A 26,398-nucleotide genomic window follows, 5' to 3' on the forward strand; every position below is an offset into this window, starting at 1 on the left:
GTCAGTCCGCCGGAGTGCGTTTCCTATGTCCAGCTTTGTCGAAAAATCCTGCCAGGGCCTGTCGGCGACCGGGTTCCACCGTATCGCTTATCGGGAGTGGGGCACGGGTGACCGCGCCATCGTCTGTGTGCATGGGCTGACGCGCAATGGCCGCGATTTCGATGTTCTGGCCGCCGATCTGGCCGAAAATCTGAAGGCGCGGGTGATCTGTCCGGACGTCGTGGGGCGTGGTCGGTCGGGCCGGCTGGCCAACCCCGACAATTACAGCTATGCGCAGTATCTGGCCGATATGGCGGTGTTGCTGGCGCGTCTGGATGTGCCGCAGGTGGACTGGGTTGGGACCTCCATGGGCGGCCTGATCGGCATGATGCTGGCGGCACAGCCGGACAGCCCCATCCGCCGGCTGGTCATTAATGATGTCGGCCCCTTCATCCCGAAGGCGGCGCTGGAGCGTATTGGCGATTATGTCGGGCTGGACCCGTTCTTCGCCGACCTGGACGCTGTTGAGGCCTATCTGCGGCGTCGCTATGCCGGTTTCGGTGCCCTGACCGATGCCCAATGGCGGCATATGGCGCAAACCAGTGCCGATGCACGCGATGGTGGCTATCGTCTGGCCTTCGATCCTGGCATCTCCCGTATTTTCAAGACCAGCGCCATTGATGATCTGGACATGTGGCCGCTCTGGTCGATGATCCAACAGCCGGTCCTGGTGGTGCGTGGCGGGCAGTCCGATCTGCTGCTGGCCGATACGGCGGACCGGATGACGAAGGAAGGGCCCCGCGCCCGCCTTTATACGGTGCCCGATGCCGGTCATGCCCCGGCCCTGATGGCGGCGGATCAGGTGGCGGCGGTACGGGATTTTCTGGCCCATGACTGACGGCGCCCCGCCGTTCACGCCGCCCCCCTTCCGGCCCCGCTTTCCCTGGTGGGGCCGGCACCTGCAGACCATCCGCAATACCATCGTGAAGCCCGCCTATCCCCTGCCGCCGGGGCGGGAGATGCGGTTTGCGATGCCCGATGGCGGCGGCGATGTGCTGCTGGCCCGCCTCAACCCGCCGGCGTTGGCGGTGTCAAGGCCCCTGGCGGTGCTGCTGCATGGCCTGACGGGTAGTGAGGATAGTTTCTATGTCCGCGCTACCACCCGCCTGCTGCTGGACCGGGGCCATCCCGTCCTGCGCCTGAACCTGCGCGGGGCGGGGCCGTCGGCAGTGACCTGTTCGCGTCGCTATCATGCGGGGCGGACAGGCGATGTCCGGGCCGTCCTGGCGGCTTTGCCGGTCGATCTGGTGGCCGACGGCGTCATTATGGTGGGCTGGTCGCTGGGCGGGAACTGTACCTTGAAGTTTCTGGGGGAGGGGGATTTCCCCGTGCCTGTGGTCGCCGGCGCCGCCATTTCCGCCCCCATTGACCTTGCCGCCAGCAGCCGTCTGTTCGGCTCGCCCCCCAACCGGCTTTACCATCGCCGCCTTCTGGGTCAGATGAAGGCCGATATGCAGGCCAACCGGTCCAAGGTTGGGGATCTCTGGGCCGATGCGGCGCTGGCCGCCCATGATCTGTGGGATTTCGACGACAAGGTCGTGGCGCCCTGGAATGGCTGGGCTGATGCGCCGGAATATTACCGGGTCAATTCGGCCCTGTCCTTTCTGCCCCGGATCGCCGTTCCCACCCTGGTCGTCCATGCCCTGGACGATCCCTGGATACCGCCCGCCGCCTATCAGGACTTCCGCTGGTCCGCCAATCCCTGGCTGTCCCCGGCGCTCAGCCGGGCCGGCGGGCATGTTGGCTTCCACGGGGTGGGCGGCGTCTGGTCGGACCTGTGCCTTGCCCGCTTTCTGGATGGGCTGTAACGCGTTTGTCATCTGCCGTCGCTACCCTGTCCCCCCTGACCAGAGGGGGATTGGATGCGCGTCTCGCAGGCTTTGCTGCTTTGCTGCCTTCTGGCGGCGACCCCTTTGGCGGTGGCGCAGGAGAAGCCGGTGGACCCGGCATTGACTGGCTGGCTCTCCACCACGCCTGTCACCCTGTTGGATTGGGGCATGCTGCGGCTTGACCGGGAGGTGCGGCAGGCGGTGACGGCGCTGGGCCTGAAAGATGGGCGGGACGGGCCGGTGAAGGTAGGAACGCTGTACCGGCCTTTCGACCGCCGTGTCCTGGCCTACCTCTCGCTGCCCATGCCGGCGCGCGAACGCAGCCTGCCCCGCTGTCGGGAACTCTACGGCATGCTGCGCGACCATCTCCTGGCCGGCGCCCCCGGCGGCATCTCGGCGGCGGGCTGGTACCTGCAGCGCATCTTCGGGTCCGACACGCGCGGTCCTGGTGGGGGCAGGCCGGAGCCGTTTGCAGAGATGCTGACCAACATGGTCCTGCTGGAGGTGACCTTGCGCGTGCCAGAGGCCGACGCCTTCGGTAATGGCCCGCCGAAGATCACCTGCGCCGGCCGCCTGGATCAGGAGGAAGCGGCGGCGGTGCCCCCCTGGCGCCCGCCGGGTTAACGCTCAGCCCCGCTCCCGTAGCAACCGGGCGGCATCGATGGCACCATAGGTCAGGATGGCATCGGTGCCCGCGCGCTTGAAGCCCAGCAGGGTTTCAAGCAGGGCGGCGTCATAGTTCAGCCAGCCATTGGCCGATGCAGCCTTCAGCATCGCGTACTCGCCGCTGACATGATAGGCGAAGGTGGGCACGCTAAACTGATCCTTCACGCGGCGGATAATGTCGAGATAGGGCAGGCCCGGCTTCACCATCACCATGTCGGCCCCTTCGGCAATGTCCATGCCGACCTCTCGCAGGGCCTCGTCGCTGTTGGCGGGGTCCATCTGATAGGTCTTCTTGTCACCTTTCAGCAGGCCGCCCGTCTGCACGGCATCGCGGAAGGGACCGTAGAAGGCAGACGCGTACTTGGCGGCGTAGGAGCAGATGCGGGTCAGCGTATGGTCCCGGTCCTCCAGCGCATCGCGGATGGCCCCGATGCGGCCATCCATCATGTCCGACGGGGCCACAATATCGCAGCCAGCATCCGCCTGGACCAGGGCCTGCCAGACCAGAGCCTGCACCGTCTCCTCGTTCAGGACATAGTCATCCTTCACGATGCCGTCATGGCCGTGGCTGGTATAGGGGTCGAGTGCCACATCGCCCAGGATGCCGATATCGGGCACCTCCCGCTTGATGGCGCGGATGGCGCGGCACATGAGATTGTCGGGATTACCCGACTCGCGCCCTTCCGGGTCCTTTTTGTCAAAGGGCAGGACGGGGAACAGGGCCACGCAGGCAATGCCTAGGTCGCGCGCCGCCGCGACGGCGGGGACCAGCAAATCCAGGGACAGACGTTCCACCCCCGGCATGCTGGCGATCGGCTGCCGTTGGTTCTGCCCCTCCACCGCAAAGATCGGCCAGATCAGGTCATTGACGGTCAGATGGTTTTCCGCCACCAGCCGGCGGGTCCAGCCATCAACACGGTTGCGGCGCGGGCGGGTGCGGGGAAAGCTCTGCATCATCAGACCTGTTCGGATAAGGACGCACCGATGCTACGCCCGCCCGGCCCCTGGCGGCAACAGTAACCCCTGCGGCCTACAGCCCCAGGAACTCATGCACGGCGTAGAGCATGATCTTGAAGGTCAGCACAATGAACCCGAAGGCCACGATGGTGCTGGCCACGGCTGAGACATAGCCGGCGATCAACGCGATGCCGTCCCTTTCCATCAGGGCCAGCGCGATCAGCGCGATAGCGATGGAGGGAAACATATTGCCCATGAAGATCGGCAGGATCAGGACGATAGACAGGAAGAATACGACCAGACCGGCCAAACGCTCCATCCGCCCATCGACCAGACGGGTCAGGCGAGGCCGGGTCACCCGTTCCACACGACGCAGCCATGGTTCTGCCTTGGTCAGGACGGCCATTAGATCGGTACGCAGAATGCTGCGCCGCCGCAGGAAGGCCGGCAGCCAGGGATGCGGGTGCCCAATCAGTAACTGTATGGAAAAAACAACGATTGGCATGCCGGTTACTGCCGACATGCCGGGCGGGGCGGGCAGGATGGTGGGCAGGGCGAACAACAGCATCAGGATGCCATAGGCCCGCTCCCCCAGCCCATCAATCAACTGACCGATGCTGACCCGCTCGCCTTCAACCTTTTCAATCGTTTCAAGAAGCACGTCCGTGGTGCGCTTCGGTTCCGTCTTGTCGGGACCTGCGTTCTGAAAGCTGCTGACCTGTTCCAGACCATCGGGTTCGGGCGGCAATTGTGTGTCCACGGATCAACCTTTATGCCGACGGAACAGTCTGTCCGCCGGCCCTCTATACCCCGCGCGGGTTACCGGAATATGAAGGGGACTTGCGGTGCGGCGTCCCCTTCACCCTACTAACGCGGGATATGGGGGTCTTCATCCCAGATTGAAACGGGTAATCGTCGCGGCAATGTCGTCACCAAATGTCGCGCCCAGCCGGATGATGCCGGCATCGGCGGGCACGCCCTTCAACTGATCGGCACCCATGCTGGTCATCAGGGCGGCGGGCACATGGCTTGTCACCGACATGGCGCGCAGGCCACGGATCAGATCGATGCCGCCCAGGCCGTCCATAACGGCAGAGGCGATCAGCATGTCGGGCGGCATGCGCACCGCGATGGAGATGGCCTCAATCGGGTCGGACACGATATTCACCCGGAAACCACAGGCCGCCAGTTCGCCCGCTGCCTTACGCGCCACAAGCTTGTTTGGCGTGACCAGCATGATTTCGACGTCGCGCACCTCGACATCGGTGATGTCGAATTCAAACCGTGTCGGCAGACGGCGGATGATCTGATTGGTGGCCGCAATGTCCGGCTGTTCTTCCAGCTCCGCCATCTCCGCGATGCGGTCGGCGAAGGTCTGGATGGCGGCAATCTGCTTTTCGTCCAGATCTTTCAGATCGGAGCAATAGGTCTCCAGACGCTGCGCGATGAGGGAGACGATGGGATAACCGAAGGTGGAGCCGGAGCCCTTCAGCGAGTGGATTTCGCGGCGCAGTTCACGCAGCGCATCACCGCCCTTGACCTCGCCGGTCTTCGCCTGATCCAGCGTGGCGTAGATGGAGGACAACCGGTCGCTGATATAGTCGCTGAATTCCGACTTGAGCTGTTCAAGCAGCTCCTCCATATCGACTTCGGCCATCCTGTTATTCCTTCTATCCGCAAGACATATCCCTGTACCCCGCCGGGCCTGTCCGCATCAAGTGCGGCGGGATAACCGATGGGTTACAGCCGCCATGCCATAAAAGCCGAAGGCCCGGATGCGCGCTGCATCCGGGCCTTCAGAAAACGGTGATAACAAAGCGATCCGATCAGGCCGCGCGCTTCAGTTCCAGGTTCTTCCAGACCGACAGCAGGGCATCGACCAGATGGTCCATCTTGCGGTCATCATGGAAGGGGGTAGGGGTCAGGCGCAGCCGTTCGGTACCGCGCGGCACCGTCGGGTAATTGATCGGCTGCACATAGATATCGTGATAGTGCAGCAGGTCGTCGCTTGCCTGCTTGCACAGATGCGCGTCGCCCACCAGCAGCGGCACGATATGGCTGACCGACGGCATGACGGGGAGGCCGGCCTGGGCCAGACGACGCTTCAAGGTCGCGGCCCGCTCCTGATGGCGGATGCGGATTTCGTTATGTTCCTTCAGGAACATGACCGACGCCAGGGCACCGGCGGCCAGCACCGGGGCCAGCGAGGTGGTGAAGATGAAGGACGGTGCGAAGCTGCGCACGCAATCGACCAGGGCCGTGGAGCCGGTGATATAGCCGCCCATGACGCCGAACGCCTTGCCCAGCGTGCCCTCGATCACGGTCAGGCGGTCCATCACGCCTTCGCGTTCCGCCACGCCGGCACCGCGCACGCCGTACATGCCGACGGCATGCACTTCGTCCAGATAGGTCATGGCGCCATGCTTGTCCGCGACGTCGCACAGCTCCTTGATCGGGGCTATATCGCCATCCATTGAATAGACGCTTTCAAACGCCACCAGCTTGGGCTGGTTCTTCGGGTAGCGCGACAGCAGTGCGTCCAGATGGGCAACGTCATTGTGGCGGAAAATATGCTTTTCCGCACCCGAATGACGGATGCCCTCAATCATTGAGTTATGGTTCAACGCGTCGGAGAAGACGACGCAATTGGGCAGGATGCGCGGCAGGGTCGACAGCGTCGCCTCGTTGCTGATATAGCCCGAGGTGAACAGCAGCGCCGCTTCCTTGCCATGCAGGTCCGCCAGTTCGCGTTCCAGCATCACATGATAGTGGTTCGTACCGGAGATGTTGCGGGTCCCACCGGCGCCAGCCCCGCACTTGTGCAGGCTGTCGACCATGGACCCGATGACGACGGGGTGCTGGCCCATGCCCAGGTAATCGTTGGAGCACCAGACGGTGACATCCTTGGGCGGCGCATCCTCCCCATGGAAGGTTGCGGTCGGGAATTCGCCCACGCGGCGTTCCAGATCGGCAAACACGCGGTAACGGCCTTCACGCTTCAGACCGTCAATCTGGCTCTTGAAAAAATTCTCGTAATCCATGGGCCGCTGTCCCGTCTGCACCACTTAAAGGAATGTCACGCCGACCGTGCCTTTTGTCTACCCTTGTTTCTTACTTCAAAGGTATCGCCAGCAAAACCCCGCGCGACGGCTTGTCGCGCCGGCTCCCGACAATGCGGACGGGCGACAGACCCGCAGCATCGCCGCGATTGATGAAGACTGCGTTGATTTCGGTCAATTCATCGTTCTGTCCAAGAGGTGTTCCGCGCATGGCTATGGTGCGGACACGTGACATATCAGAATGGGTCGGATGGCCTGCCCCCAGCGCGGCGATGCGCAACGCTGTGAAACATCAAAAGAGCCGATGTTTCAGTGGTTACGCCCCTTTCACTGCTGCCGACCCGCCGTCTTGTGCAACGCTGTGAAACACGAACAGGTGCGATGTTTCAGGCCATGCCTCTCGCACTCGCGCCTGCGTGCTGCCCTGCGCAACGCTGTGAAACACGGAACGGGTTGATGTTGCAGAGGTTGCGGCTATCCATTTTCGAAAGCCGATAGCGTCGAATTCTGGTGGATATGGGTTTGGCGCTGATGAAGGAGAGTATAACAGGAGCAGCGCAAAAAGTCAGCAATGACGGGCCATGCGGGGCTTTGGACGACAGGTGTGTCGCTAATCTTATCCGACCCTCACCCCCTCCCGCACCAGCCAGTCAGCCGTATCGGCCAACGACTTTTCGAACCGGAACAGCAGGGTTTCGATCTCTTCCTCGTTGATGATCAGGGGCGGGGAGAAGCCGATGCTGTCGCCGATGGGGCGCAGGATGGCGCCATGCTGGTGGCTGAAGGAGACGAGTTTGGCACCCACGGCCAGGGCCGGATCGAAGGGCCGCTTCGTGGCCTTGTCGGCCACCAGTTCCACGCCGCCGATCAGGCCGATGCCGCGCACTTCACCCACCAGCGGGTGGTCGCGGAAGGCGCGCAGCCCCTTTTGCAGGTGCGGTGCCATGGCGCGGACATGGCCGATAATGTCCCGCTCCTCATAAATCCTCAGGGTTTCCAGGGCGACCGCACAAGAGACCGGGTGGCCGGAATAGGTGTAGCCATGACCGAAGGTGCCGATCTTGGCACTTTCGGCCACGCAGGCCTGATAGATCGCGTCCGACACCAGTACGGCAGACAGTGGCAGATAGGCGGATGTCAGCGCCTTGGCAGAGGTCAGGATGTCCGGCTTCATGCCATAGGTCTGGCTGCCCCACATATTACCGGTGCGGCCATAGCCGCAGATGACCTCATCCGCGACCAGCAGCACGTCGTACTTCCTCAGGACCGCCTGGATTTTTTCAAAATATGTCGCGGGCGGCAGGATGACGCCGCCGGCGCCCATCACGGGCTCGGCGAAGAAGGCGGCCACCGTGTCGGGGCCTTCGCGCAGGATCAGGGCTTCCAGATTACCGGCCAACCGCGTGGCGAATTCCGTCTCGCTCTCCCCCTCCTGTCCGAAGCGGTAATAGTGCGGGCAGTCGGTATGCAGGATGCCCTGGATGGGCAGGTCGAAATCGCGGTGGCAGTTCGGTAGGCCCGTCAGGCTGGCGGCAGCGACAGTGACGCCATGATAGGCCTTCTGCCGCGCGATGATCTTCTTCTTCTGCGGTCGGCCCAGGGCATTGTTGTAGTACCAGACCAGCTTCACCGCCGTGTCATTGGCCTCCGACCCCGAGCAGGCGAAGAACACCTTGCTCATCGGTACCGGGGCCAGGGCGATCAGCCGTTCGGCCAGATCAATGGCCGGTTCATGCGACTTGTGGGCAAACGCGTGGTAAAAGGGCAGGGTCCGCATCTGGCGGATGGCGGCATCGACAAGGCGCGGTTCATCAAAGCCCAGACTGGTGCACCAGAGGCCCGCCACCCCCTCGATATAGTCCTTGCCCGCCTCATCCGTGACGGTCACGCCCTTGCCCGACGCGATCACCAGCGGTCCCGTCGTCTCATGCGCCTTCAGGTTGGTGTAGGGGTGCAGGTGATAGGCGATGTCACGGCTGCCGGCGGAATTTCCCAGATGCGTCATGATGGTGGCGTCCTGTTGCGGGTTGCCGCCATGGTGAAGCGGGCAGGTGCCGGATGGCAACCCCTTACCCCATCCGCCGTGCCGCGCTGGGTGGTGCATCGTGAAGGCGGCCCCAGGCGCGGCGCAGCTGTCGGGTGGAGCCGAAACCCGCCCGTTCGGCCACCGCCTCCATATCCAGGCGCGAATTCTCGATCATGCGGCGGGCGAGGCCGACGCGCAGCCGGTTCACATAGTCCGGCACGGTCATTCCGGCATGTTCACGGAACAGGCGGGACAGGTGGCGGGGGCTGGCATGGGCGATATCGGCCAGGGTGGCCAGTGACCAGTCGCGCGCCGGATCGGCGGAAATGGCATCCTGAACCCGGTGAATGGCCGGGTGCAGATGGTTGCGCCCCTCCAGCCAGGGGGAGAGCTGTGGATCGGCCCCGGCGCGGCGCATATAGACGACCAGATAACGGGCGACGGCCGCCGCCACGCCAGGGCCGCAGCGGTGCCCGATGAAATGCAGCGCCAGATCAATGCCGGCGGTGATGCCGGCACTGCTCCAGCAATTGCCATCCTCCACGAACAGCCGGTTTTCCATGACGCGGCAAGAGGGGGCCGCCCGCCGCAGTTCCTCGTACGAACTGTGATGCGTGGTGCAGGCCCGACCTTCCATCAGGCCGGCGCGGGCGGCCAGCACCGCACCCGAACAGATACACAGGATCAGGTGGCCGGGCCGCACCGTCCGGCGCAGCCAATCCACGATCACCTGTTCCTGCACATTATCGGCCCGCACATCCTGCCCCGGCAGCGGATCGATATTGCCCGACAGCATGACGATGGCGTCATCGGGCAACCGGTCGGGTAGGGGCGCGATGTGGGAGAGGACGAGGCCAACCGAACTGGACATTTCCGGCTCCGGCCCGACGAAGTTCAGCTCGAACCGCAGCCGGTCCTGCTCCACCCCGGCGCGGCGCAGCACCTCTGTCGGGCCGGCCACGTCCAGCAGCATGGCGCGCGGCGGCAGCACGACATGAACGGGAATGATCTGCCGGTTCTGGTTCGCCCCCTCGTTCATGGTCAGGCCGCCTCCCGTGTTCCGGTATCATCCAGGGCGCGGGCCAGCGCCTGTTCCACGCTGGTGATGGTCGCGAAACGACCCGCCAGCACCAGTTCAGTGCGCGCCCGGATGTCATCGGCGGACCATGTGCGGCCCTTGGCGTCGGTCATGGCGAAGGTCAGCGTCGCCTCCGTTACGTAATCAACCTCGTACCCCAGGTCGGACGCGTGGCGCGTCGTCGTCTCACAGCATTGTTCGGTGCGAATGCCGCAGATGATGACCCGGCGCACGCCCTTTGCCACCAGCCAGACGTCCAGGCCGCTGCCCACCAGGGCGCTGTGGCGCGGCTTCTCGAACACCGCGTCGGGTTCGATCCGCACCGGGGCCAGCAGCTTCACATGGCCGGAAGTCTTGGAGAACGGGCCATCCGGATCGACATGGAAAATCTGCGCGATGGGAAGGCCGGCTTCCTTGGCGCCGTCGATCAGGGCCTGCACCCGGTCAAAGAAGGGGGCTGCCTCCTCCTCCCGCCAATAGGGGCGCTGACGGAAGCTTTCCTGTACATCGATGACCAGCAGGGCGGTATCACGGGCGGACATTTCATGCTCCGGTTCCGGGTTGCGATGGCCGGCACAGTATGAGCGTTCCAGCATAGAGGAAAGGCACGGGCCGGACCAGGAGCGGACGGAAAAGGACAAGTTATGTCCGGTAGTGCTGACCCGGCGTAAGGGCCGAAAAGCCAGCGATGCATCGAATTATACGGAATTTCTTCCTGAACCACCGTAAATGCGTGGAAAGCGTTGAATCGGCTTGGTATCATTCCGGTTCGACAGCGATGCCGGAATCCCTTGGGTATGCCCGAGGAGCTTGGGGCCGGATGCTGGCCGGGGTCAGGGGTGGTACAGTATGACGTCGATGGAGACCGATGGCGGCGGTTCGACCGAAGCCGATTTGCCGCGCAAGAAACTGAGCGGCAAGAAAATCGTGCTGTTCATTGTTCTGCCCATCCTTCTGATCGTGGCGGGGGCGGCGGGCGCATATTTCATGGGCGCTCTCGACGGACTTTTGGGCAAGAAGCATGCTGCCGAGGGCGAGGAGCATGTGGAGGAAGAGCATAAGGAGCCCGAACTGCCTGAATATAAAGGGCCGCCGATCTTCAAGGACATGCCCGACATGCTGGTCAACCTGAACACAGGTGAGCGGAGGGCGACGCTTTTGAAGCTGGGTATCACGCTGGAGATCGGCCACCCGCAGGAGGTACCGGCCATCGATCAGGCCATGCCCCGCATCACGGATGCGTTCCAGGTTTACCTGCGCGAATTGAAGGTCGATGACCTGCGCGGGTCGGCGGGCATGTATCGCCTGCGGGAGGAATTGCTGATGCGGGTGAATGCCGCAGCGGCACCAGTGAAGGTGAAGGACGTGTTGATCAAGGAATTCCTGGTCCAGCAATGATGCGAGAGGATGCGTGATGGCCGGGCCCGAGGAGCTTAGTGAAGAAGAACGCATGGCGGCCGAATGGGCCGCCATGGCGGATGAAGGGGCTGGCGACGCCTTTGGCGACATGGGCGGCGGCGGTGGCGGCGGTGCCACGCGCGTTCTGAACCAGGACGAAATCGACAGCCTGCTGGGCTTCGACAAGGACGGTGCCGGCGACGGCGACAATACCGGCGTCATGGCGCTGGTGAACTCTGCGCTGGTGAACTACGAACGTCTGCCCATGCTGGAGGTGGTGTTCGACCGCCTTGTCCGCATGATGTCGACCTCGTTGCGTAACTTCACCTCTGATAACGTCGAAGTCTCACTGGACCAGATCAGCTCTGTCCGTTTTGGTGATTACCTGAACTCCATCCCGTTGCCCGCCATGCTGGCCGTGTTCAAGGCGGAGGAATGGGACAATTACGGCCTGATGGTCATCGATTCGGCGCTGATCTATTCCATCGTGGACGTGCTGCTGGGTGGTCGCCGCGGTACGGCGGCCATGCGTATCGAAGGCCGCCCCTATACGACCATCGAACGCAATCTGGTTGAGCGCATGGTGCATGTGGTCCTGTCGGACCTGTCGGCGGCGTTTGATCCGCCGTCGCCTGTGACCTTCCGCTTTGACCGCCTGGAAACCAATCCGCGTTTTGCCACCATCGCGCGCCAGGCCAACGCCGCCGTGCTGGTCAAGCTGCGCATCGACATGGAAGACCGTGGCGGGCGCCTGGAACTGCTGATCCCCTATGCCACCCTGGAACCTGTGCGCGAATTGCTGTTGCAGATGTTCATGGGTGAAAAGTTCGGTCGCGACAGCATCTGGGAAACCCACCTGGCGTCGGAACTGTGGCAGACGGATGTGCATCTGTCGGCGGTTCTGGACGAGATTGTGCTGCCGCTGAACGAGGTCCTGTCCTGGCGCGTGGGCAGCCGTGTGCTGCTGAATGTCGCGCCGGACGAGACGATTGAGCTTCGATGTGGCGACGTGCCGATGTTCCTGGGCCGCATGGGCCGCAAGGGTGGTAACATCGCGGTGCGTATCGACAAGGAATCACCCAAGCCGGAGGGCCAGCCATGATCGCCTCGATCCTGTCCTTATTGCTGGACGTGGCCATTGTCGGCCTGCTGGTGGCCACCATCATTTACGCCCTGCGCCTGAATAAACAGCTCTCGGCGGTCAAGGAAAGCCGTGCGGAGCTGGAGGAACTAGTCAAGGGTTTCGCCGAGGCCACGGCCCAGGCCGACAGTTCCGTGAAGGGCATGCGCAAGGCGGCGCATGAGTCTGGTGAAACGCTCTCCAGCCTGATCAACCGTGCCCAGACCTTGAAAGAGGAGATGGAGCTGATCGTGCAGGCTGCCGACGGTCTGGCCAACCGGTTGGAAGCCGCGTCGGGCAAGGCACGCGCCGCCGTGATGCCGGCTCAGGGTGGGGGTGCCCCCCTGACGGCCGCCCCGGCGGCACCGCGTCCGGCCGCCGCCCCGTCGCCCCGCTCCGCACCCGCAGCAGCACCGCCGCCCCAGCAGGCGGCGGCCCCGGCCCCCGGTGGCGCTGAGCCCCGGTCGCGGGCCGAGAAGGAATTGTTGCAGGCGCTGGAGAATCTGCGGCAATGACCGACGCACCCACGCCAGCAGCCGGGACCGCCCCCGGCGCCGCCAAACCGGCAGCCAAACCCGCGGCGCAGGCTGGTACCAAGCCCGCCGCGAAACCCGGCGCGCGCGCTGCTGCACGGGGCAAGCCGGCACCCAAACCGCCCAAGGCGCGCCGCGCCCTGATGCGGCCCGGTCTGCTGCCGGCCACGATCTTTGTTGCGACCCTGGTTCTGGGCTTCAAGGTTGGGGATATCTGGCTGACCGTGACGACGGGCAAGGGCCTGTCCTTGATCCCGACTTCGATTGCAGAAGAAACCGCACCGCAAGGCTTGCCGGAAATCAAGCAGGCCAATGCGGTCACCGTGGCACCGGCCAAGCCCGCTGTTGCCCCGGCATCGGTTCCATCCGCACCGGTTCAGGTGGCGGAGGCCGAGCAGCAGCACGCCCAGACCCCACCCGCCGCCGGGGGAGAGCATGCGCAGCCGGCAGCGGCAGGCGATCATGCCCAAGCCCCCGCCACCGCACCCGCCGCCGATCCCAACAGCCCGGCCCCGTCCGGTGCGCCCGGACAGGGTTTCACCCCCACCGAGGTGGAAATCCTGCAACGGCTGCAGGAACGGCGGGAACAACTCGACAGCCGTGGACGGGAACTGGATCAGCGCGAAGCGATGCTGACCGCCGCCGAGACGCGATTCGACCAGAAGATCACCGAACTTCAGAACCTGAAGAAGGAAATCCAGGGTCTTCTGACTCAGGCCAACGCCGAACAGCAGGCACAGTTGGACAGTCTTGTGAAGATTTACGAGACGATGAAGCCTGCCGACGCGGCCAAGATTTTCAACAATCTGGAAAACGACGTGCTCTTGAACGTGATCAGCCGCATGAAGGAAGCCAAGGTTGCCCCTGTATTCGCCGCCATGGACGAGAAACGGGCACAGGAGGTTACCATCCTTCTGGCTGCACGGAAGAGGCTGCCAACGGTGCCCGAATGATTGTATGAAGGCCTCCAGGGGAGCCCATCCCCCGTGTGACCCCGGCTTCTGCCGGCCCCGAAGTACTCGCGCTTTGAAGGTGTCCTGATGTTCCGCACCGCCACCGCCGCCGATCCCGTGCTCCAGGAACGGCTGGACAATGCCCGCGCCGAGGCGCGGCAGCCGCTGTCGCGCGAAGAAGTGGCGACCATCGTCGCATCCGTCCTGTCCTCTATGGGCGGGGACATGGGCCAGCATGACCTGCATCTCTATGCAGAACTGGAGGGGCTGGCTCGGTTCATCAATAACGCCAAGAAGGAAATCGCCAGCATTCAGCCGGCGGATATCCATTCAGAGCATATTCCGCTGGCCACCGACGAACTGGATGCCGTGGTCGGCGCCACGGAAGATGCCACGAACCGCATCATGGACGCCTGCGACCAGATGATGGCCCTGGCCGGCGACGTGCCGGCGGAAGTGTCCAACAAGCTGATGGACATCACCACCGGCATCTATGAGGCCTGCAACTTCCAGGACATTACCGGCCAGCGCATCACCAAGGTGGTCCGCGCCCTGAAACATATTGAACAGAAGGTGGAAGCCCTGCTGGTCGCCCTGGGTGAGGAAGTGCAGCGCCGCCATCCCACCATGGAGAAAGCCGCCCCAGAGGCGCCGTCTGATGCCAAGCTGCTGAACGGTCCGTCCATGCCCGGCGCCGGCATCGACCAGGCCTTCATCGACAGCCTGTTTGATTGAGGTTGAATGCCCGAGACGCACACATCCGGCAGCACCGATCCTGATATGGCGGTTCCCCTGCGGTTCGGCGCGTCCGGTGACCGTGGCGAGGGCGGGGAAGGGGCGACGCTTCTTTATCTCGGCGTCTTCATCCTGCTGCTGGCTTTTTTCATCCTGTTAAACAGCATCTCGCATTTCCATGACGAGAAGGTGGGTGCCGTCATCCGCAGTGTGGATGATGCCTTTTCCACCCAGGCGCTGCTGACAGGCTCCCCCGGCGACCGGCAGCAGGCCCGGCGCGAGGCGGCGCGTGCCATTCAGGATCTGGGCGATCTGATCCGCGCCGAACTGCCGCTGGCCAAGGTGGAGGCGGGAACCGAGACGGGTACCCTGCATGTCACCATGCCGGCCTCCAATCTGTTTGCGGGCGACGGTCTGGCGATCCGGCCCAGCCAGCAGGCATTGATGGACCGCATCTCACGCGCTTTGGAGAACAGGCCCCGCGGCGTCTCGGTACGGGCGGAGTTCCTGTTCGCCACGAAGGGTGTGGAGGATACGGCCCCGTTGGTGGCGCGCGCCGGTGCCCTGGCCCGTGCCGTATCGGCACTGGGTGCCAATCCTGCCTGGCTGTCGGTCGGGTTGGAGAAGGGGGCGGAGGCGGGGCAACTGCGCCTGCTGTTCCGCGTGCATGAGGAGGGTGCCTAATGCGCCCGCAGGCCCATTTCTCCCCTTTCAGTTTTGCAAAGCCGGATACGCCTGCAGGCAAGGCCTGGCTGGTCACCTTCACTGACCTGATCTGCCTGCTGCTGACATTTTTCGTTATGCTCTACGCTATGTCCGACCCCGATCCGGCCCGGTACAAGGCGTTGGCGGCGGGCGTGCCGGGGGCGAAACCCGATCAGGTGGGCCAAGAACGGCCAGAGGCCGCCTTTTCCGCCGCCAGCCTAGACCGGGGCAAGGCCATCGACCTGGGCTATCTGGGCCGGGTGTTCGAAAGCCAGATGGCGCGCAACCCGGAACTGGCTGATGTGCGGATCAACCGCATCGATGGCACGCTGATCCTGTCGCTGCCCTCTGATCTGCTGTTTGCACCCGGCGATGCCACCCTGTCGGAGGGGGGCAGGAAGGCCCTGTTCGTGATGGGCGGCGTCGCGGCCAATGTCGGCAATGCCATGGATGTGGTCGGCCATGCCGACGCCTCTCCCACGGGCCGCCGTTGGCCCAGCAATTGGGAATTGTCGCTGGCCCGTGCGCAGGCGGTGGCCGATGCCCTGCGCGAGGCCGGCTATCTGCGCGATATCACTGTACGCGGCCATGGCGATGGTCAGTCGGGGGGCGAGGTGAAGGCCGATGCGCGCCGCGTCGATCTGGTGGTGCGTGAGCATGGGGTGACGCCATGAAGGCGGCCCGTATTCTGGCCGGCACTCTGGCCCTGTCGGTGGCGGCCACCGCGCTTCTGCCGTCGCCCGTCTGGGCACAGCAGCCGCCGGCCCCTGCCGCCGCCAGCAGCAATACGGCACCGCGTGTGCCGGTGCGCAGCGGCGTGCATCCCGATTATAGCCGTCTGGTCTTCGACTGGCCGCGCGAGGTTCCCTACACTGTTGAACAGAACGGAGCAGGCGTCAGCATCCGCTTTCCCGTCGCAGCACAGGTCGATCTGGCCGGTGTTCTGCGCGCCCGACCATCGCGCATCAACGGCCTGACTCAGGCGGCGGCGGATGGGTCGGTGACGGTGCGGTTCGATATTCCCGCCGGGGCTGGCATCAAGCATAGCCGTGCCGGTACCCGCATCATCGTTGATGTGTTGGACAAACCGCCGCCCGGTAGCACCCCGGCGCCCGCTAGCCCGCCACCACCCCCGGCGACGCAGCAGCAGGCAGCGGCAACGCCCGCCCAGACGTCCACCGCACAGGCGACGTCGCGTCCCGCCGATCCCCGCGCACCGCGTGAGGGGGCGCCACTTTATCAGTTACGGGGCAATGCAGCGCCCAATGGGGCCGCTACGGCATCCGGCGCCCCGACCCCGCTGACCGTCAGCCCGCCTCCGCCGCCGCCGGCCAATGCGGCCCCCGCCGCCGCGGTCCCTGCGCCAGCCCCCGCCGTGACAGCCACCGCCGCACCCACGGCAGTCGCGCCACCACCGCCCCCCGCACCGACAGCGGCGGCGTCGCCACCGGCTGCCACGCCTGCTGCCAGCGCGGCAGACGCGCCGGCAGGGGAGATTGCCATTGCGCCTGTGACCCTGCCCTTTGATCCCAAAGTGGCGCGGGCGGCAGCGATTTTTGAACGTGCCGGCTATCTCTATATCCTGTTCGATGACACGGTGCCGTCCGAAACGGCGCCGCCGGTGCCCGCCGGTCTGCAATCGGTCATCGAACCGGTGGCCGTTGAGGGTGGGGCCGGATTCCGCCTGTCCATGCCAGCCCTGATGCAGGCGTCTGTCGGGCGCGACGGCACCGCTTGGCAGGTGACCCTGGGGCAGGCCACAGGCGCCAAGACCACCAACAGTTCCATCATACCCCGACCCGACCCGGATTTCGCCCTGGGCCCCCGGCTGGTTGTGCCGGCGGCAGAGGCGGAAAAGGTAATCGCCTTTAAAGACCCCGTGGTGGGCGACACCCTGTCCGTCGTGCCGCTGCCGCTTCCGGGCCAGCATGTGGACGCGCCGCTGCGCTATACCGAGGTGCAGTTCCTGCCGACCCTGCAGGGCCTTGTCATGCGCCCCCTGGATGACCGACTGGCGGTACAGCCGGTGCGTGAAGGGGTGGAGGTTACGGTGCCGGGCGGCCTGCGCCTGTCGCCGCCAGCGGATATCCAGGTTGCCATCCCGCCGCCCCCACCACCCGTGGAGCAGGAGAAGCTGTTCGATTTCAAGCGCTGGGGCCAGGTGGCGGCGCGCGATTACAACAAGACGCGGCAGGCGAAATGGGACCGTCTGACGGCCTTGCCGGATGCGGAAAAAACGCGCGGCCGCCTGGACATCGCCCGCTTCTATCTGGCCAATGGCATGGGGTATGAGGCGCTGGGCATGCTGACCCGCGTGCAGTCCTTGCAGCCCGATGTGGATCGGCGGCCCGAATTCCTGGCCGTGCGCGGTATTGGCCGGGTGCTGACCGGTGATTTCGCGGGCGGCATGGCCGACCTGTCAAACCGGCAACTGGCCAATGAGCCCGACGCGGCCCTGTGGCGGGCGGCGGCCCTGGCGGGGCAGGGCGATTATGCCGGGGCGCATGCCGCCTTCCAGGCCTCCAAGGACCTGCTGGACCGCTATCCGGAGCCCTTCTACACCGGCCTTGCCCTGTCTGCCGCCGATGCCGCCTTGCGCGCCGGACAGCCAGAGGCGGCGGCCCTGATCATGGACCGCGTGGCCAAGCGGGGCGGCGAAAGCGGCGATCAGGCGCCCGCGGTACAGTATTTCCGGGGGGCCGTGTTCCGAGCCCTGGGCGACAATGACAAGGCTCTGTCCTATTTCAAGCAGGCGCAGGCCGGTCGTGACCGGCTTTATTCCATGCGGGCCAAGCGCGACTATATCGACACGGCCCTTGCCGCCGGCAAAATGCCGCCCAAGGAGGCGGCCAAGAAGATGGAGGAGATGCGCTTTGCCTGGCGCGGCGATGCGCTGGAACTCTCCAATCTGCGCCGGATCGGGGAAGTGCATGCCATTGCCGGGAACTACCCTCAGGCCTTCGACAGCATGCGCCACACCATCTCCGCCTTCCCGGATACGCCGGAGGCTAAGGAGATCGCGGCGGATATGACCCGGACCTTCACGGACCTGTTCGCGACCGACGGGGCCGCGAAGATGTCGCCGCTGGAGGCGATGGGGCTGTATGAGCAATATCGGGAGCTGACACCCCCCGGCCCCGATGGTGACCGCATCATCCGCAAGCTGGCCGAACGGCTGGTGGAGATCGACCTGCTGGACCGTGCCGGCCAACTGCTGGACCATCAGGTGCAGTACCGGTTGCAGGGCCTGGAAAAGGCGCAGGTTGGCACACGGCTGGCCGGTATCCGTCTGCTGGACGGCACGCCGGAATTGGCGGTGGCGGCGCTGGACAAGAGCGAGGTGCCAGAGATTACGCCGGAACTGGCGGAGGAACGCAAGCTGCTGCGTGCCCGTGCCCTGTCACAGATCAACAAGGGTACGGAGGCGGTGCAACTGCTGGCCGCCGACCAGTCGCGCAATGCCAATCTGCTGCGTATCGACATCGCCATGCGCGACAAGCAGTGGAAGGCAGCGGCGCAGGCCCTGGCCGATGTCATCGGCCCGCCGCCCGCCGCCGGTGCCACCTTGGACCCGCAGGTTTCCAGTCTGGTGGTGAACCGTGCCACGGCCCTGTCGCTGGCCGGCGACAATGCCGCGCTGGACGCCCTGCGCCGCGATTTCGGACCGGCCATGGAGAAGTCGAAGGACGCGACCTTCTTCCGCTTGCTGACCCGGCCGGAGGAATCGGCGGGTCTGGCCGATGCCAATACAATCCGCCAGCGCATCACCGAGATCGACCTGTTCCGCAGCTTCCTGGACAATTACCGCACGGTGCGCCAGGAAGCCGCCACCCCGCCGCCCGCCGCCGCGCCGGCCACACCACCCGCGACGCCGCCATCGTAAACCCATGGACATTGCTTCTGCCGCCGCCCATCTGGGATAGTGGGGCGGAGCGGGATCGGCTGATCAGGGATTTGCCACGTGTCGGGTTTGTTTGAAGCACAGGCGCCAAGGCCGCTGGCCGACCGGCTGCGGCCGCAAAGCCTGGATCAGATGGTGGGGCAGGATCATCTGTTGCGCCCCGATGGCCCCATTGGTCGCATGATCCGTGCCCGGCGGCTGGTCTCCATGATCTTGTGGGGCCCACCCGGATGTGGCAAGACCACGCTGGCCCGGCTGCTGGCCCAGACCACGGACCTGCATTTCGAACCGCTGTCAGCGATTTTCAGCGGCGTGGCCGATCTGCGCAAAGTGTTCGAGGCGGCGAAATCCCGGCGGCAAGCGGGCCAGGGCACCCTGCTGTTCATCGACGAAATCCACCGCTTCAACCGGTCACAGCAGGATGGGTTCCTGCCCTATGTGGAGGATGGGACTGTCACGCTGGTGGGCGCCACGACGGAGAATCCCAGTTTCGAACTGAACGCCGCCCTGCTGTCACGCGCTCAGGTGTTTGTTCTGAACCGTCTGGACGATGCCGCCCTGGAAAAGCTGTTGCAGCGGGCAGAGGCGGAGGAGGGGCGGCCGCTGCCGCTGGACGAGGATGCCAGGGCGTCGGTGAAGGCGCTGGCCGATGGTGACGGGCGGTACTGCCTGAACCTGTGTGAGGAACTGTTCGCCCTGCCGGCGGACAAGATCCTGGACACCAATGCCCTGGCTGCGGCGGTGCAGCGGCGCATGCCCCTTTATGACAAGGCGCAGGAGGGGCATTACAACCTGATCTCCGCCCTGCATAAATCTCTGCGCGGATCGGACACGGATGCGGCGCTTTACTGGTATGCCCGCATGCTGGCCGGGGGTGAGGACCCGCGCTATATCGCGCGGCGCCTGACAAGGTTCGCGGTTGAGGATATCGGCATGGCCGACCCGGCGGCCCTGACCCAGGCGACGGCGGCGTGGGAAGCCTATGAACGGCTGGGCAGTCCTGAAGGCGAGTTGGCCATCGCTCAGCTTGTCATCTATCTGGGCACGGCGCCCAAATCGAATGCCGCCTACACCGCCTATAAGGATGCCGTGCGGGCCGCCAAGGAAACGGGCAGCCTGTCGCCGCCCAAGCACATCCTGAACGCACCGACCAAACTGATGAAGCAATTGGGCTATGGTCATGGCTACAATTACGACCATGACACGGCGGAAGGGTTCAGCGGCCAGAACTATTTCCCAGACGAGATGGGACGGCGAGAGTTCTATCGACCCGTGGAACGCGGGTTCGAGCGGGAGATCAAGAAGCGTCAGGATTACTGGGCCAGGCTCAGGGCAGAGAAGGGTGGAGGGTGATGTTGTTTAGGAGTTTGCCAGTCGCATGAAAATCCACCGTCGCACCTTCCTTGCGTCCGCCGCTGCCCTGTCCGCCGTTGGTCCAGCCGTTGCCGCATCTTTGGGTCTGTCCCTGGGCGAGTTGCTCCATGCTGACGATTTCCGGGATGGGCTGGGCCAATGGCTGTTGCAGGCCCATCGGCCGGGCCGGGTGACGGCGGCCGATGGTGTGCTTGAAATTGATGTTCCCGCCGGAACCAGCCTTTGGTTCAAGCCGCGCCTATCAGGCCCTATCGCCATCCGGTATGAGGCGTTGATGGTGGCGGAAGGGGGGACGAATGACCGGTTGTCGGACCTGAACGCCTTCTGGATGGCCAATGATCCCGCAGCACCGGGCGGTGACGCGCTGGCAAAGGTGCGGACGGGCAGGTTCGAGGATTATGACGATCTGGTCCTCTATTATGTCGGTCAGGGCGGCAACTCCAACAGCACCACGCGCTTTCGTCGTTACACGGGCCGGGCGGGTGATCGGCCCCTGCTGCCGGAGAATGACCGGCGGCTGCCGGCGGATATGCTGGTCGGCAATGTCTGGCAGACGGTGACGCTGGCCGCGGTCGGGTCGCGCATCCGGTATTGGCGGGATGATCGGCTGTTGTTTGATTTTGAGGACCCGGCCCCGCTGACCAGCGGCCATTTCGCCCTGCGCACGACGCAAAGCCATCTGCGGGTGCGGAATTTCCGGGTGTATCGGGCAGGTTACATCTGATTTGGTCAGGCCACGCCTGCGTTAACCGGTACTTGCGCCGAACGGGTTGGCACCCCAATCTTATGCCGCCCGATGCCGGAGAGCCCGCCCCTTGAACGCCTTCCTGTCCGACCGCGTCCGTTCCATCGCCGACTGGTTGCTGCTTGAAGGCAACCAGTTGTTTGACATCGATCTGCTGTTCGCACAGTTGGTCGACCGGATTGCCCTGGCCGGCATTCCCATCGGTCGCGTCTCGCTGAATTTGGAGCTTCTCCATCCCGAAGTGGTGGGGGAGGGGCGTGTCTGGCTCTGTGGTCAGGCCACCGGCACGCACCGGCTGAACCGTGTCGACACGGACATGAGCGAGTATCTGAACTCTCCTGTGCACCGCGTGGATGAAACGGGGGAGCCGTATCGTCTGCGTCTGGCGGTCGAAGATACCGACATGCCGCTGCTGGCCCGGCTGAAGCGGGAAGGGTTCCAGGATTATTTCATTGCCCCAATCCAGGTGCAGGACAAGCACCGGTCGGCGGCCATGTCGTTCGCCGCCAAGCGCACGGAGTTCAGCGATCAGGACATCACCGACCTGACCCATATCGTGGCTGCCGTCTCGCCGATCCTGGAGGCCCGCGTGGTGCGCAACATCGCGCGCGACCTGTTGGCCACATATCTGGGTGCGGGGGCCGGTGACCGGGTCTATGCGGGGCAAATCTCGCGCGGCGATGCCGACAATATCTTTGCCGCCATCCTGTTCGCCGATCTGCGCGGCTTTACCCGCTTCACCGCCGACAATTTGTCCACCACTGTTCTGGAACGGTTGAACCATTGGTTCGATCTGGCCGTGGACGCGGTGGAGGCGCATGGTGGTGAGGTGCTGAAATTCATGGGCGATGGCATGCTGGCCATCTTCCCCGCCGATATGATGAACCCGCGGGAAGCGTGTGGCCATGCCCTGGCCGCCGCCGCCACCCTGCACAATGCCGTCACGGCTTGGAATGAGGCCTGCCCCAATGGGCAGAGCCGCATCGATTACGGCCTGTCGCTGCATCTGGGCCATGTCGCCTTTGGCAATATCGGCGGCAAGCGCCGGCTGGATTTCACCGTGGTCGGCCCCGCCGTCAATCTGGCCAGCCGGTTGCTGGAGGTGGCGAAGGTTCTGGACAGCCATTTCGTGGTCTCTACCGCCTTCGCCGGGTGCTCTGGTCGCATGATGCGGTCGGTCGGCGTGCATGAGGTGCGGGGATTGGATCAGCCGGAAGAGATTTTCGTGCCCTGTTGATGGCGCCCATGCTATCGCTGCACGCCCATCACCAGTCTGATCCCGAGCCATGAACGTCGCCGTCCGCTTCGCGCCCAGCCCGACCGGCCATCTGCATATTGGCAATGTCCGTACCGCCATCATGAACTGGCTGTTCGCGGCCCGGCATGGCGGCAGCTTCATGTTCCGTCTGGACGATACGGACGAGGAACGCTCCACGCAGGCTTTCGCTGACGCGATTGCGGAGGACCTGACCTGGCTGGGCCTGACCTGGGACCGCTTTGCCCGCGAGTCTGACCGCTATGTCCGCTATGCCGAGGCGGCGGACGCGTTGAAGGCCGCAGGCCGCCTTTACCCCTGCTATGAGACGCCGGAGGAGTTGGGCCTGAAGCGGAAGGCCATGCTGGCCCAGCATCGCCCGCCCATCTATGACCGCTCCGCCCTGCGCCTGTCCGATGCCGACCGTGCGCGGCTGGAGGGTGAAGGGCGGCGGCCGCATTGGCGGTTCAAGCTGAACCATGCCGACATCACCTGGGACGATCTGGTGCAGGGGCATAAGCATTTCCGGGGTGCCGACCTGTCTGACCCCGTTCTGATCCGCGAGGATGGGCGCCCGCTCTACACCCTGACCTCGGTTGTGGATGATCTGGATTTCGCCATCACCCATATCGTGCGCGGTGAGGACCATGTCACCAACACGGCGGTGCAGGTGCAGTTGTTCGAGGCCGTGATCGGCGTTGAAGGCGAGGGTGCTGTCCCGACCTTCGCCCACCTGCCCTTGGTGGCCGGGTCAGAGGGAGAGGGGCTGTCCAAGCGCCTGGGTTCCCTGTCCGTGCGGTCGTTGCGCACCGAGGAAGGGGTGGAGCCGCTGGCCCTGACCGCGTACCTCGCACGGCTGGGCACGTCCGACGCCATCGCTGCCGCCGGCAGCTTGGCTGAACTCGCCGAAGGGTTCGATTTTGCCAAGTTCGGGCGCGGCACGCCGAAGTTTGATGCCGATGAGCTGATGCGGCTCAACGCCCAGGTGCTGCACGCCGCCTCCTTCGCCGCTGTCGCCGACCGTCTGGTGGCGCTGGGCATGGATGGGGTGGATGAGGCATTCTGGCTGGCCGTGCGGCCCAACCTGTCGCGCCTGTCGGACGCGAAAGAATGGTGGGCCGTGACCAAGCAGGCGGTCACACCGCTGGTCGATGATGCTGGCTTCCTGTCCAAGGCGGCCGAGTTGCTGCCCGATGGTGTTTGGGACGATACGACCTGGGGTGTCTGGACCAAGGCCGTGTCAGCGGCCACGGGAGCCAAGGGCAAGGGCCTGTTCCTGCCGCTGCGCCGCGCGCTGACCGCCCATGATCATGGGCCGGAGCTGAAGACGCTGCTGCCGCTGATCGGGCGGGAGCGGGCGCTGGCGCGGCTGTCGGGCTGTACGGCCTGACCCGCCGCCGCTATCTCTATTGATGATCTTTCTGCTGACGGAAAGCCTGCTCCCATGACCCTGTCGCTCTACAACACGCTGCTGCGGACCAAGGAAGCGTTCGCGCCCATCGACCCGGCTCATGTGAAGCTCTATGTCTGCGGTCCGACTGTTTATGATTATGCCCATATCGGCAATGCCCGGACCTTCAGCGCTTTTGACCTATTGGCCCGGCTGCTGAAGCATCTGTATCCACAGGTCACCTACGCCCGGAACATAACGGACGTGGATGACAAGATCATTGAGCGGTCGAACCAGTCGGGTGAACCGATTGATAGTGTGACGGCGCGGACCACGGCGCAGTTCCATGCCGATATGGATGATCTGGGCCTGCTGCGCCCCGATATCGAACCGCGCGCCACGCGGCATATCGGCGATATGATCGCGATGATCGAGGCGTTGATCGCCAAGGGCTTTGCCTATGCCGCCGAAGGTCATGCCCTGTTCAACGTGCCTGCCATGTCGGATTACGGCCAGCTGTCGCGCCGCAGCCAGGATGAATTGATCGCCGGCGCGCGGGTGGAGGTTGCGCCTTACAAGAAGTCGCCCGCCGATTTCGTGCTGTGGAAGCCGGCCAAGGATGGCGAACCCGGTTGGGACAGCCCCTGGGGCAAGGGGCGCCCCGGCTGGCATATCGAATGCTCTGCCATGACGGCGGCGCATTTCGGCGAAGTGTTCGATATCCATGGCGGCGGGCTGGACCTGATTTTCCCGCACCATGAGAATGAGATCGCGCAAAGCCGTTGCGCCCATGGCACCGCCGTGATGGCCAATGTCTGGCTGCATTCCGGCTTCCTGACCATTGCCGGTGACAAGATGTCCAAGTCCTTGGGCAACTTCTACACGGTGCGCGAGCTGCTGGATGAATTTCCGGGAGAGGCGCTGCGTCTGGCGATCCTGTCGGCCCATTACCGCCAGCCGCTGGATTTCACCAAGGAGAAGGTGGCCCAGGCGCGCCAGACTCTGGACCGCTGGTATGGCGTGCTGCGCGCGGCGGGAGACGTGCCGGCGGGTAACATCCCGGCGGAATTCATGTCCGCCCTTATGGACGATCTGAACACGCCGCTGGCCATTTCCGTCCTGCATGAACTGGCCAATGCCTATCACAAGGCGGGTGACGATGCGGGGCGTATGGCCTCTGCATCCGCACTGAAGGCTGCCACCAACCTGCTGGGCTTCCTGACGCAAGCCCCCGAAGCCTGGTTCAAGTGGCAGCCGGCCGGCGCGTCCGGCCTGGATGACGCCGCCATCGAACAGGCCATCGCCGACCGTCTGGCCGCCCGCAAGGCCAAGAACTTTGCCGAGGCCGACCGCATCCGCAACGATCTGGCCGCCCAGGGCGTTATCCTGGAGGACGGGCCGAAGGGGACGACCTGGAAGCGGGGGTAAGTTTGTCGGGTGTAGGTGGTGTGGCTGCATCGACACGATATCGCGCCCCACCACCTGCATCTGTTAAGCCCGTTCCACCTCTTCCAGCGCCCAGTCAAAGGCTGCCGCTTCTTCCTCATCGCCCGGCAGGGTCACATCCTCGTCCAGCGTCTCCAGCGTTATGCGAAAGCGCTGACCCGGCACGATGCCAAGCCGTTGGAAAATTTCCGGTAATTGTTCGGGCGTAACGTCGTTCAGAACCTGCCGCATGTCCGGGGCCTCCGCGTGACGATGTTTTCAGGGTAGCCATTCCGGGCCGTTCCAGCAATGATGCTGCGCGAACCCAATGGCCCGAGCGCATCAGAGACCATGACCCGTTTCCAAGGCACCCAGGATTACGTCGCCACCGATGACCTTCGCGTCGCCGTGAATGCCGCCATCACGTTGCAGCGTCCGCTGCTGGTGAAGGGCGAACCCGGTACCGGCAAGACGGTGCTGGCGCAGGAAGTGGCAAAGGCGCTGGGCCGGCCATTGCTGTCCTGGCATGTCAAATCGACGACCAAGGCGCAGCAGGGCCTTTACGAATATGACGCGGTGAGCCGGTTGCGCGACAGCCAACTGGGCGATCCGCGCGTCAAGGACATCAAGAATTATATCCGCAAAGGCCCGCTCTGGAACGCGTTTGAGGCGGAGGAGCCGCCGGTCCTGCTGATTGACGAGATCGACAAGGCCGATATCGAGTTCCCGAACGACCTGTTGCAGGAACTCGACCGTATGGAGTTCTTCGTCTACGAGACGGGGGAGACCATCAAGGCGGCCAAGCGGCCCGTGGTCATCATCACGTCCAACAATGAGAAGGAGCTACCCGATGCCTTTCTGCGCCGCTGCTTCTTCCACTATATCCGCTTCCCCGATGCCGACACGATGGCCCGCATTGTGGAGGTGCATTTTCCTGACCTGAAGGCCGAGTTGCTGCGCGATGCGCTGACCCTGTTCTATGAAGTGCGCGACGTGCCGGGTCTGAAGAAGAAGCCCAGCACGTCGGAACTGCTGGACTGGATCCGCCTGTTGCTGGTGGAGGATGTGTCGGCGGAAACGCTGCGTCAGCGCGACCCAAAGAAACTGATCCCGCCGCTGCATGGCGCGCTGTTGAAGAACGAACAGGATGTCCACCTGTTCGAACGTCTGGCCTTCCTGGCGCGACGGAACAACGGCTGAGGCTCTGGCG

The 26,398-nt window shown here is 64.3% G+C and carries 26 protein-coding genes; 17 read left to right on the top strand and 9 right to left on the bottom strand.

The genetic code is table 11. The features are described 5' to 3' along the window. Positions 1–25 precede the first annotated feature (25 nt). From C0V82_RS02980 to C0V82_RS02990, 3 genes are read left to right on the top strand one after another with little or no spacing between them, the layout of a single operon-like run. A complete protein-coding gene (locus C0V82_RS02980) occupies positions 26–877 on the top strand; it encodes an alpha/beta fold hydrolase (protein ID WP_102111058.1) in 852 nt (283 codons plus the stop codon). After that, entirely contained in the window at positions 870–1,847 is a 978-nt protein-coding gene (locus C0V82_RS02985; protein ID WP_102111059.1) for a YheT family hydrolase, read from the top strand. Before C0V82_RS02980 ends, C0V82_RS02985 begins: the two co-directional genes overlap by 8 nt. Before the next feature lie 54 nt (positions 1,848–1,901). Further along, complete coding sequence (locus C0V82_RS02990; protein WP_102111060.1) at positions 1,902–2,492, top strand: hypothetical protein; 591 nt, start codon at positions 1,902–1,904, stop codon at positions 2,490–2,492. Between the two features lie 3 nt (positions 2,493–2,495). Here the strand turns inward: C0V82_RS02990 and hemB are convergent, their stop codons facing one another. The 8 genes from hemB to C0V82_RS03030 form a co-directional block, all read right to left on the bottom strand. After that, complete coding sequence (gene hemB / locus C0V82_RS02995) at positions 2,496–3,491, bottom strand: porphobilinogen synthase (protein ID WP_199772458.1); 996 nt, start codon at positions 3,489–3,491, stop codon at positions 2,496–2,498. A 73-nt stretch (positions 3,492–3,564) separates the two neighbouring features. Beyond that, positions 3,565–4,251 carry an exopolysaccharide biosynthesis protein gene (locus tag C0V82_RS03000; protein WP_102111061.1) on the bottom strand — a complete coding sequence of 229 codons (687 nt, stop codon included), beginning with the start codon at positions 4,249–4,251 and terminating at the stop codon, positions 3,565–3,567. A 129-nt stretch (positions 4,252–4,380) separates the two neighbouring features. Beyond that, positions 4,381–5,148 carry an Hpt domain-containing protein gene (locus tag C0V82_RS03005; RefSeq protein ID WP_102111062.1) on the bottom strand — a complete coding sequence of 256 codons (768 nt, stop codon included), beginning with the start codon at positions 5,146–5,148 and terminating at the stop codon, positions 4,381–4,383. 169 nt (positions 5,149–5,317) lie between these two features. After that, on the bottom strand, positions 5,318–6,532 hold the full coding sequence (gene hemA, locus C0V82_RS03010; RefSeq protein WP_102111063.1) for a 5-aminolevulinate synthase: 1,215 nt from the start codon (positions 6,530–6,532) through the stop codon (positions 5,318–5,320). Between the two features lie 70 nt (positions 6,533–6,602). After that, the gene (locus C0V82_RS03015) at positions 6,603–6,830 is read right to left on the bottom strand and encodes a hypothetical protein (RefSeq protein WP_102111064.1); all 228 of its coding nucleotides are present in this window, start codon (positions 6,828–6,830) and stop codon (positions 6,603–6,605) included. Positions 6,831–7,166: 336 nt separating this feature from the next. Next, complete coding sequence (locus C0V82_RS03020) at positions 7,167–8,555, bottom strand: aspartate aminotransferase family protein (protein ID WP_102113196.1); 1,389 nt, start codon at positions 8,553–8,555, stop codon at positions 7,167–7,169. Positions 8,556–8,619: 64 nt separating this feature from the next. Next, positions 8,620–9,615, bottom strand: a complete 996-nt coding sequence (locus C0V82_RS03025) for a GlxA family transcriptional regulator (protein ID WP_102111065.1) — start codon at positions 9,613–9,615, stop codon at positions 8,620–8,622. A 2-nt stretch (positions 9,616–9,617) separates the two neighbouring features. Next, positions 9,618–10,196, bottom strand: coding sequence for an isochorismatase family protein (locus C0V82_RS03030; RefSeq protein WP_102111066.1), 579 nt, complete (start codon positions 10,194–10,196; stop codon positions 9,618–9,620). Positions 10,197–10,503: 307 nt separating this feature from the next. Here C0V82_RS03030 and C0V82_RS03035 point away from each other — a divergent pair, with 307 nt between their 5' ends. The 13 genes from C0V82_RS03035 (at position 10,504) to cysS (ending at position 25,191) form a co-directional block, all read left to right on the top strand. Next, positions 10,504–11,052: a flagellar basal body-associated FliL family protein gene (locus tag C0V82_RS03035; protein WP_102111067.1), complete on the top strand. Its 549-nt coding sequence runs from the start codon at positions 10,504–10,506 to the stop codon at positions 11,050–11,052. A gap of 16 nt (positions 11,053–11,068) precedes the next feature. Beyond that, entirely contained in the window at positions 11,069–12,154 is a 1,086-nt protein-coding gene (gene fliM / locus C0V82_RS03040) for a flagellar motor switch protein FliM (RefSeq protein WP_102111068.1), read from the top strand. Then, entirely contained in the window at positions 12,151–12,687 is a 537-nt protein-coding gene (locus C0V82_RS26720; protein ID WP_158659700.1) for a DUF6468 domain-containing protein, read from the top strand. The genes fliM and C0V82_RS26720 overlap by 4 nt, the downstream gene beginning before the upstream one ends. Beyond that, the gene (locus C0V82_RS03050; RefSeq protein ID WP_102111069.1) at positions 12,684–13,658 is read left to right on the top strand and encodes a MotE family protein; all 975 of its coding nucleotides are present in this window, start codon (positions 12,684–12,686) and stop codon (positions 13,656–13,658) included. The genes C0V82_RS26720 and C0V82_RS03050 overlap by 4 nt, the downstream gene beginning before the upstream one ends. 87 nt (positions 13,659–13,745) lie before the next feature. Next, positions 13,746–14,393, top strand: coding sequence for a protein phosphatase CheZ (locus C0V82_RS03055; protein ID WP_102111070.1), 648 nt, complete (start codon positions 13,746–13,748; stop codon positions 14,391–14,393). 6 nt (positions 14,394–14,399) lie between these two features. Then, a complete protein-coding gene (locus C0V82_RS03060) occupies positions 14,400–15,077 on the top strand; it encodes a hypothetical protein (RefSeq protein ID WP_102111071.1) in 678 nt (225 codons plus the stop codon). Continuing rightward, entirely contained in the window at positions 15,077–15,772 is a 696-nt protein-coding gene (locus C0V82_RS03065) for an OmpA/MotB family protein (protein ID WP_102111072.1), read from the top strand. Before C0V82_RS03060 ends, C0V82_RS03065 begins: the two co-directional genes overlap by 1 nt. Continuing rightward, positions 15,769–18,981 carry a tetratricopeptide repeat protein gene (locus C0V82_RS03070; RefSeq protein WP_102111073.1) on the top strand — a complete coding sequence of 1,071 codons (3,213 nt, stop codon included), beginning with the start codon at positions 15,769–15,771 and terminating at the stop codon, positions 18,979–18,981. Before C0V82_RS03065 ends, C0V82_RS03070 begins: the two co-directional genes overlap by 4 nt. A gap of 78 nt (positions 18,982–19,059) precedes the next feature. After that, entirely contained in the window at positions 19,060–20,352 is a 1,293-nt protein-coding gene (locus tag C0V82_RS03075; RefSeq protein WP_102111074.1) for a replication-associated recombination protein A, read from the top strand. 25 nt (positions 20,353–20,377) lie between these two features. After that, the gene (locus tag C0V82_RS03080; RefSeq protein WP_102111075.1) at positions 20,378–21,097 is read left to right on the top strand and encodes a DUF6250 domain-containing protein; all 720 of its coding nucleotides are present in this window, start codon (positions 20,378–20,380) and stop codon (positions 21,095–21,097) included. A 91-nt stretch (positions 21,098–21,188) separates the two neighbouring features. Continuing rightward, entirely contained in the window at positions 21,189–22,355 is a 1,167-nt protein-coding gene (locus C0V82_RS03085) for an adenylate/guanylate cyclase domain-containing protein (protein WP_102111076.1), read from the top strand. A 49-nt stretch (positions 22,356–22,404) separates the two neighbouring features. Next, positions 22,405–23,763: a glutamate--tRNA ligase gene (gltX, locus tag C0V82_RS03090; RefSeq protein WP_102111077.1), complete on the top strand. Its 1,359-nt coding sequence runs from the start codon at positions 22,405–22,407 to the stop codon at positions 23,761–23,763. A gap of 54 nt (positions 23,764–23,817) precedes the next feature. Further along, on the top strand, positions 23,818–25,191 hold the full coding sequence (gene cysS, locus C0V82_RS03095) for a cysteine--tRNA ligase (RefSeq protein ID WP_102111078.1): 1,374 nt from the start codon (positions 23,818–23,820) through the stop codon (positions 25,189–25,191). 63 nt (positions 25,192–25,254) lie between these two features. Here the strand turns inward: cysS and C0V82_RS03100 are convergent, their stop codons facing one another. After that, positions 25,255–25,440 carry a hypothetical protein gene (locus C0V82_RS03100; RefSeq protein ID WP_102111079.1) on the bottom strand — a complete coding sequence of 62 codons (186 nt, stop codon included), beginning with the start codon at positions 25,438–25,440 and terminating at the stop codon, positions 25,255–25,257. Positions 25,441–25,539: 99 nt separating this feature from the next. On the opposite strand from C0V82_RS03100, the gene C0V82_RS03105 reads away from it, so the two are divergent. Continuing rightward, complete coding sequence (locus C0V82_RS03105; RefSeq protein ID WP_102113197.1) at positions 25,540–26,388, top strand: AAA family ATPase; 849 nt, start codon at positions 25,540–25,542, stop codon at positions 26,386–26,388. Positions 26,389–26,398: the final 10 nt, after the last annotated feature.

It is taken from the genome of Niveispirillum cyanobacteriorum (genome assembly GCF_002868735.1).
Taxonomy (GTDB): domain Bacteria; phylum Pseudomonadota; class Alphaproteobacteria; order Azospirillales; family Azospirillaceae; genus Niveispirillum; species Niveispirillum cyanobacteriorum.

Coding starts and splice junctions, on each gene's coding strand:
- C0V82_RS26720 (WP_158659700.1), top strand. CDS start 12,151: ATGATCGCCTCGATCCTGTCCTTATTGCTGGACGTGGCCATTGTCGGC.
- C0V82_RS03105 (WP_102113197.1), top strand. CDS start 25,540: ATGACCCGTTTCCAAGGCACCCAGGATTACGTCGCCACCGATGACCTT.
- C0V82_RS02980 (WP_102111058.1), top strand. CDS start 26: ATGTCCAGCTTTGTCGAAAAATCCTGCCAGGGCCTGTCGGCGACCGGG.
- C0V82_RS03080 (WP_102111075.1), top strand. CDS start 20,378: ATGAAAATCCACCGTCGCACCTTCCTTGCGTCCGCCGCTGCCCTGTCC.
- fliM (WP_102111068.1), top strand. CDS start 11,069: ATGGCCGGGCCCGAGGAGCTTAGTGAAGAAGAACGCATGGCGGCCGAA.
- C0V82_RS03065 (WP_102111072.1), top strand. CDS start 15,077: ATGCGCCCGCAGGCCCATTTCTCCCCTTTCAGTTTTGCAAAGCCGGAT.
- C0V82_RS02990 (WP_102111060.1), top strand. CDS start 1,902: ATGCGCGTCTCGCAGGCTTTGCTGCTTTGCTGCCTTCTGGCGGCGACC.
- C0V82_RS03060 (WP_102111071.1), top strand. CDS start 14,400: ATGCCCGAGACGCACACATCCGGCAGCACCGATCCTGATATGGCGGTT.
- C0V82_RS03070 (WP_102111073.1), top strand. CDS start 15,769: ATGAAGGCGGCCCGTATTCTGGCCGGCACTCTGGCCCTGTCGGTGGCG.
- C0V82_RS02985 (WP_102111059.1), top strand. CDS start 870: ATGACTGACGGCGCCCCGCCGTTCACGCCGCCCCCCTTCCGGCCCCGC.
- C0V82_RS03050 (WP_102111069.1), top strand. CDS start 12,684: ATGACCGACGCACCCACGCCAGCAGCCGGGACCGCCCCCGGCGCCGCC.
- C0V82_RS03020 (WP_102113196.1), bottom strand. CDS start 8,555: ATGACGCATCTGGGAAATTCCGCCGGCAGCCGTGACATCGCCTATCAC.
- C0V82_RS03025 (WP_102111065.1), bottom strand. CDS start 9,615: ATGAACGAGGGGGCGAACCAGAACCGGCAGATCATTCCCGTTCATGTC.
- C0V82_RS03055 (WP_102111070.1), top strand. CDS start 13,746: ATGTTCCGCACCGCCACCGCCGCCGATCCCGTGCTCCAGGAACGGCTG.
- C0V82_RS03100 (WP_102111079.1), bottom strand. CDS start 25,440: ATGCGGCAGGTTCTGAACGACGTTACGCCCGAACAATTACCGGAAATT.
- hemB (WP_199772458.1), bottom strand. CDS start 3,491: ATGATGCAGAGCTTTCCCCGCACCCGCCCGCGCCGCAACCGTGTTGAT.
- C0V82_RS03005 (WP_102111062.1), bottom strand. CDS start 5,148: ATGGCCGAAGTCGATATGGAGGAGCTGCTTGAACAGCTCAAGTCGGAA.
- hemA (WP_102111063.1), bottom strand. CDS start 6,532: ATGGATTACGAGAATTTTTTCAAGAGCCAGATTGACGGTCTGAAGCGT.
- cysS (WP_102111078.1), top strand. CDS start 23,818: ATGACCCTGTCGCTCTACAACACGCTGCTGCGGACCAAGGAAGCGTTC.
- gltX (WP_102111077.1), top strand. CDS start 22,405: ATGAACGTCGCCGTCCGCTTCGCGCCCAGCCCGACCGGCCATCTGCAT.
- C0V82_RS03035 (WP_102111067.1), top strand. CDS start 10,504: ATGACGTCGATGGAGACCGATGGCGGCGGTTCGACCGAAGCCGATTTG.
- C0V82_RS03030 (WP_102111066.1), bottom strand. CDS start 10,196: ATGTCCGCCCGTGATACCGCCCTGCTGGTCATCGATGTACAGGAAAGC.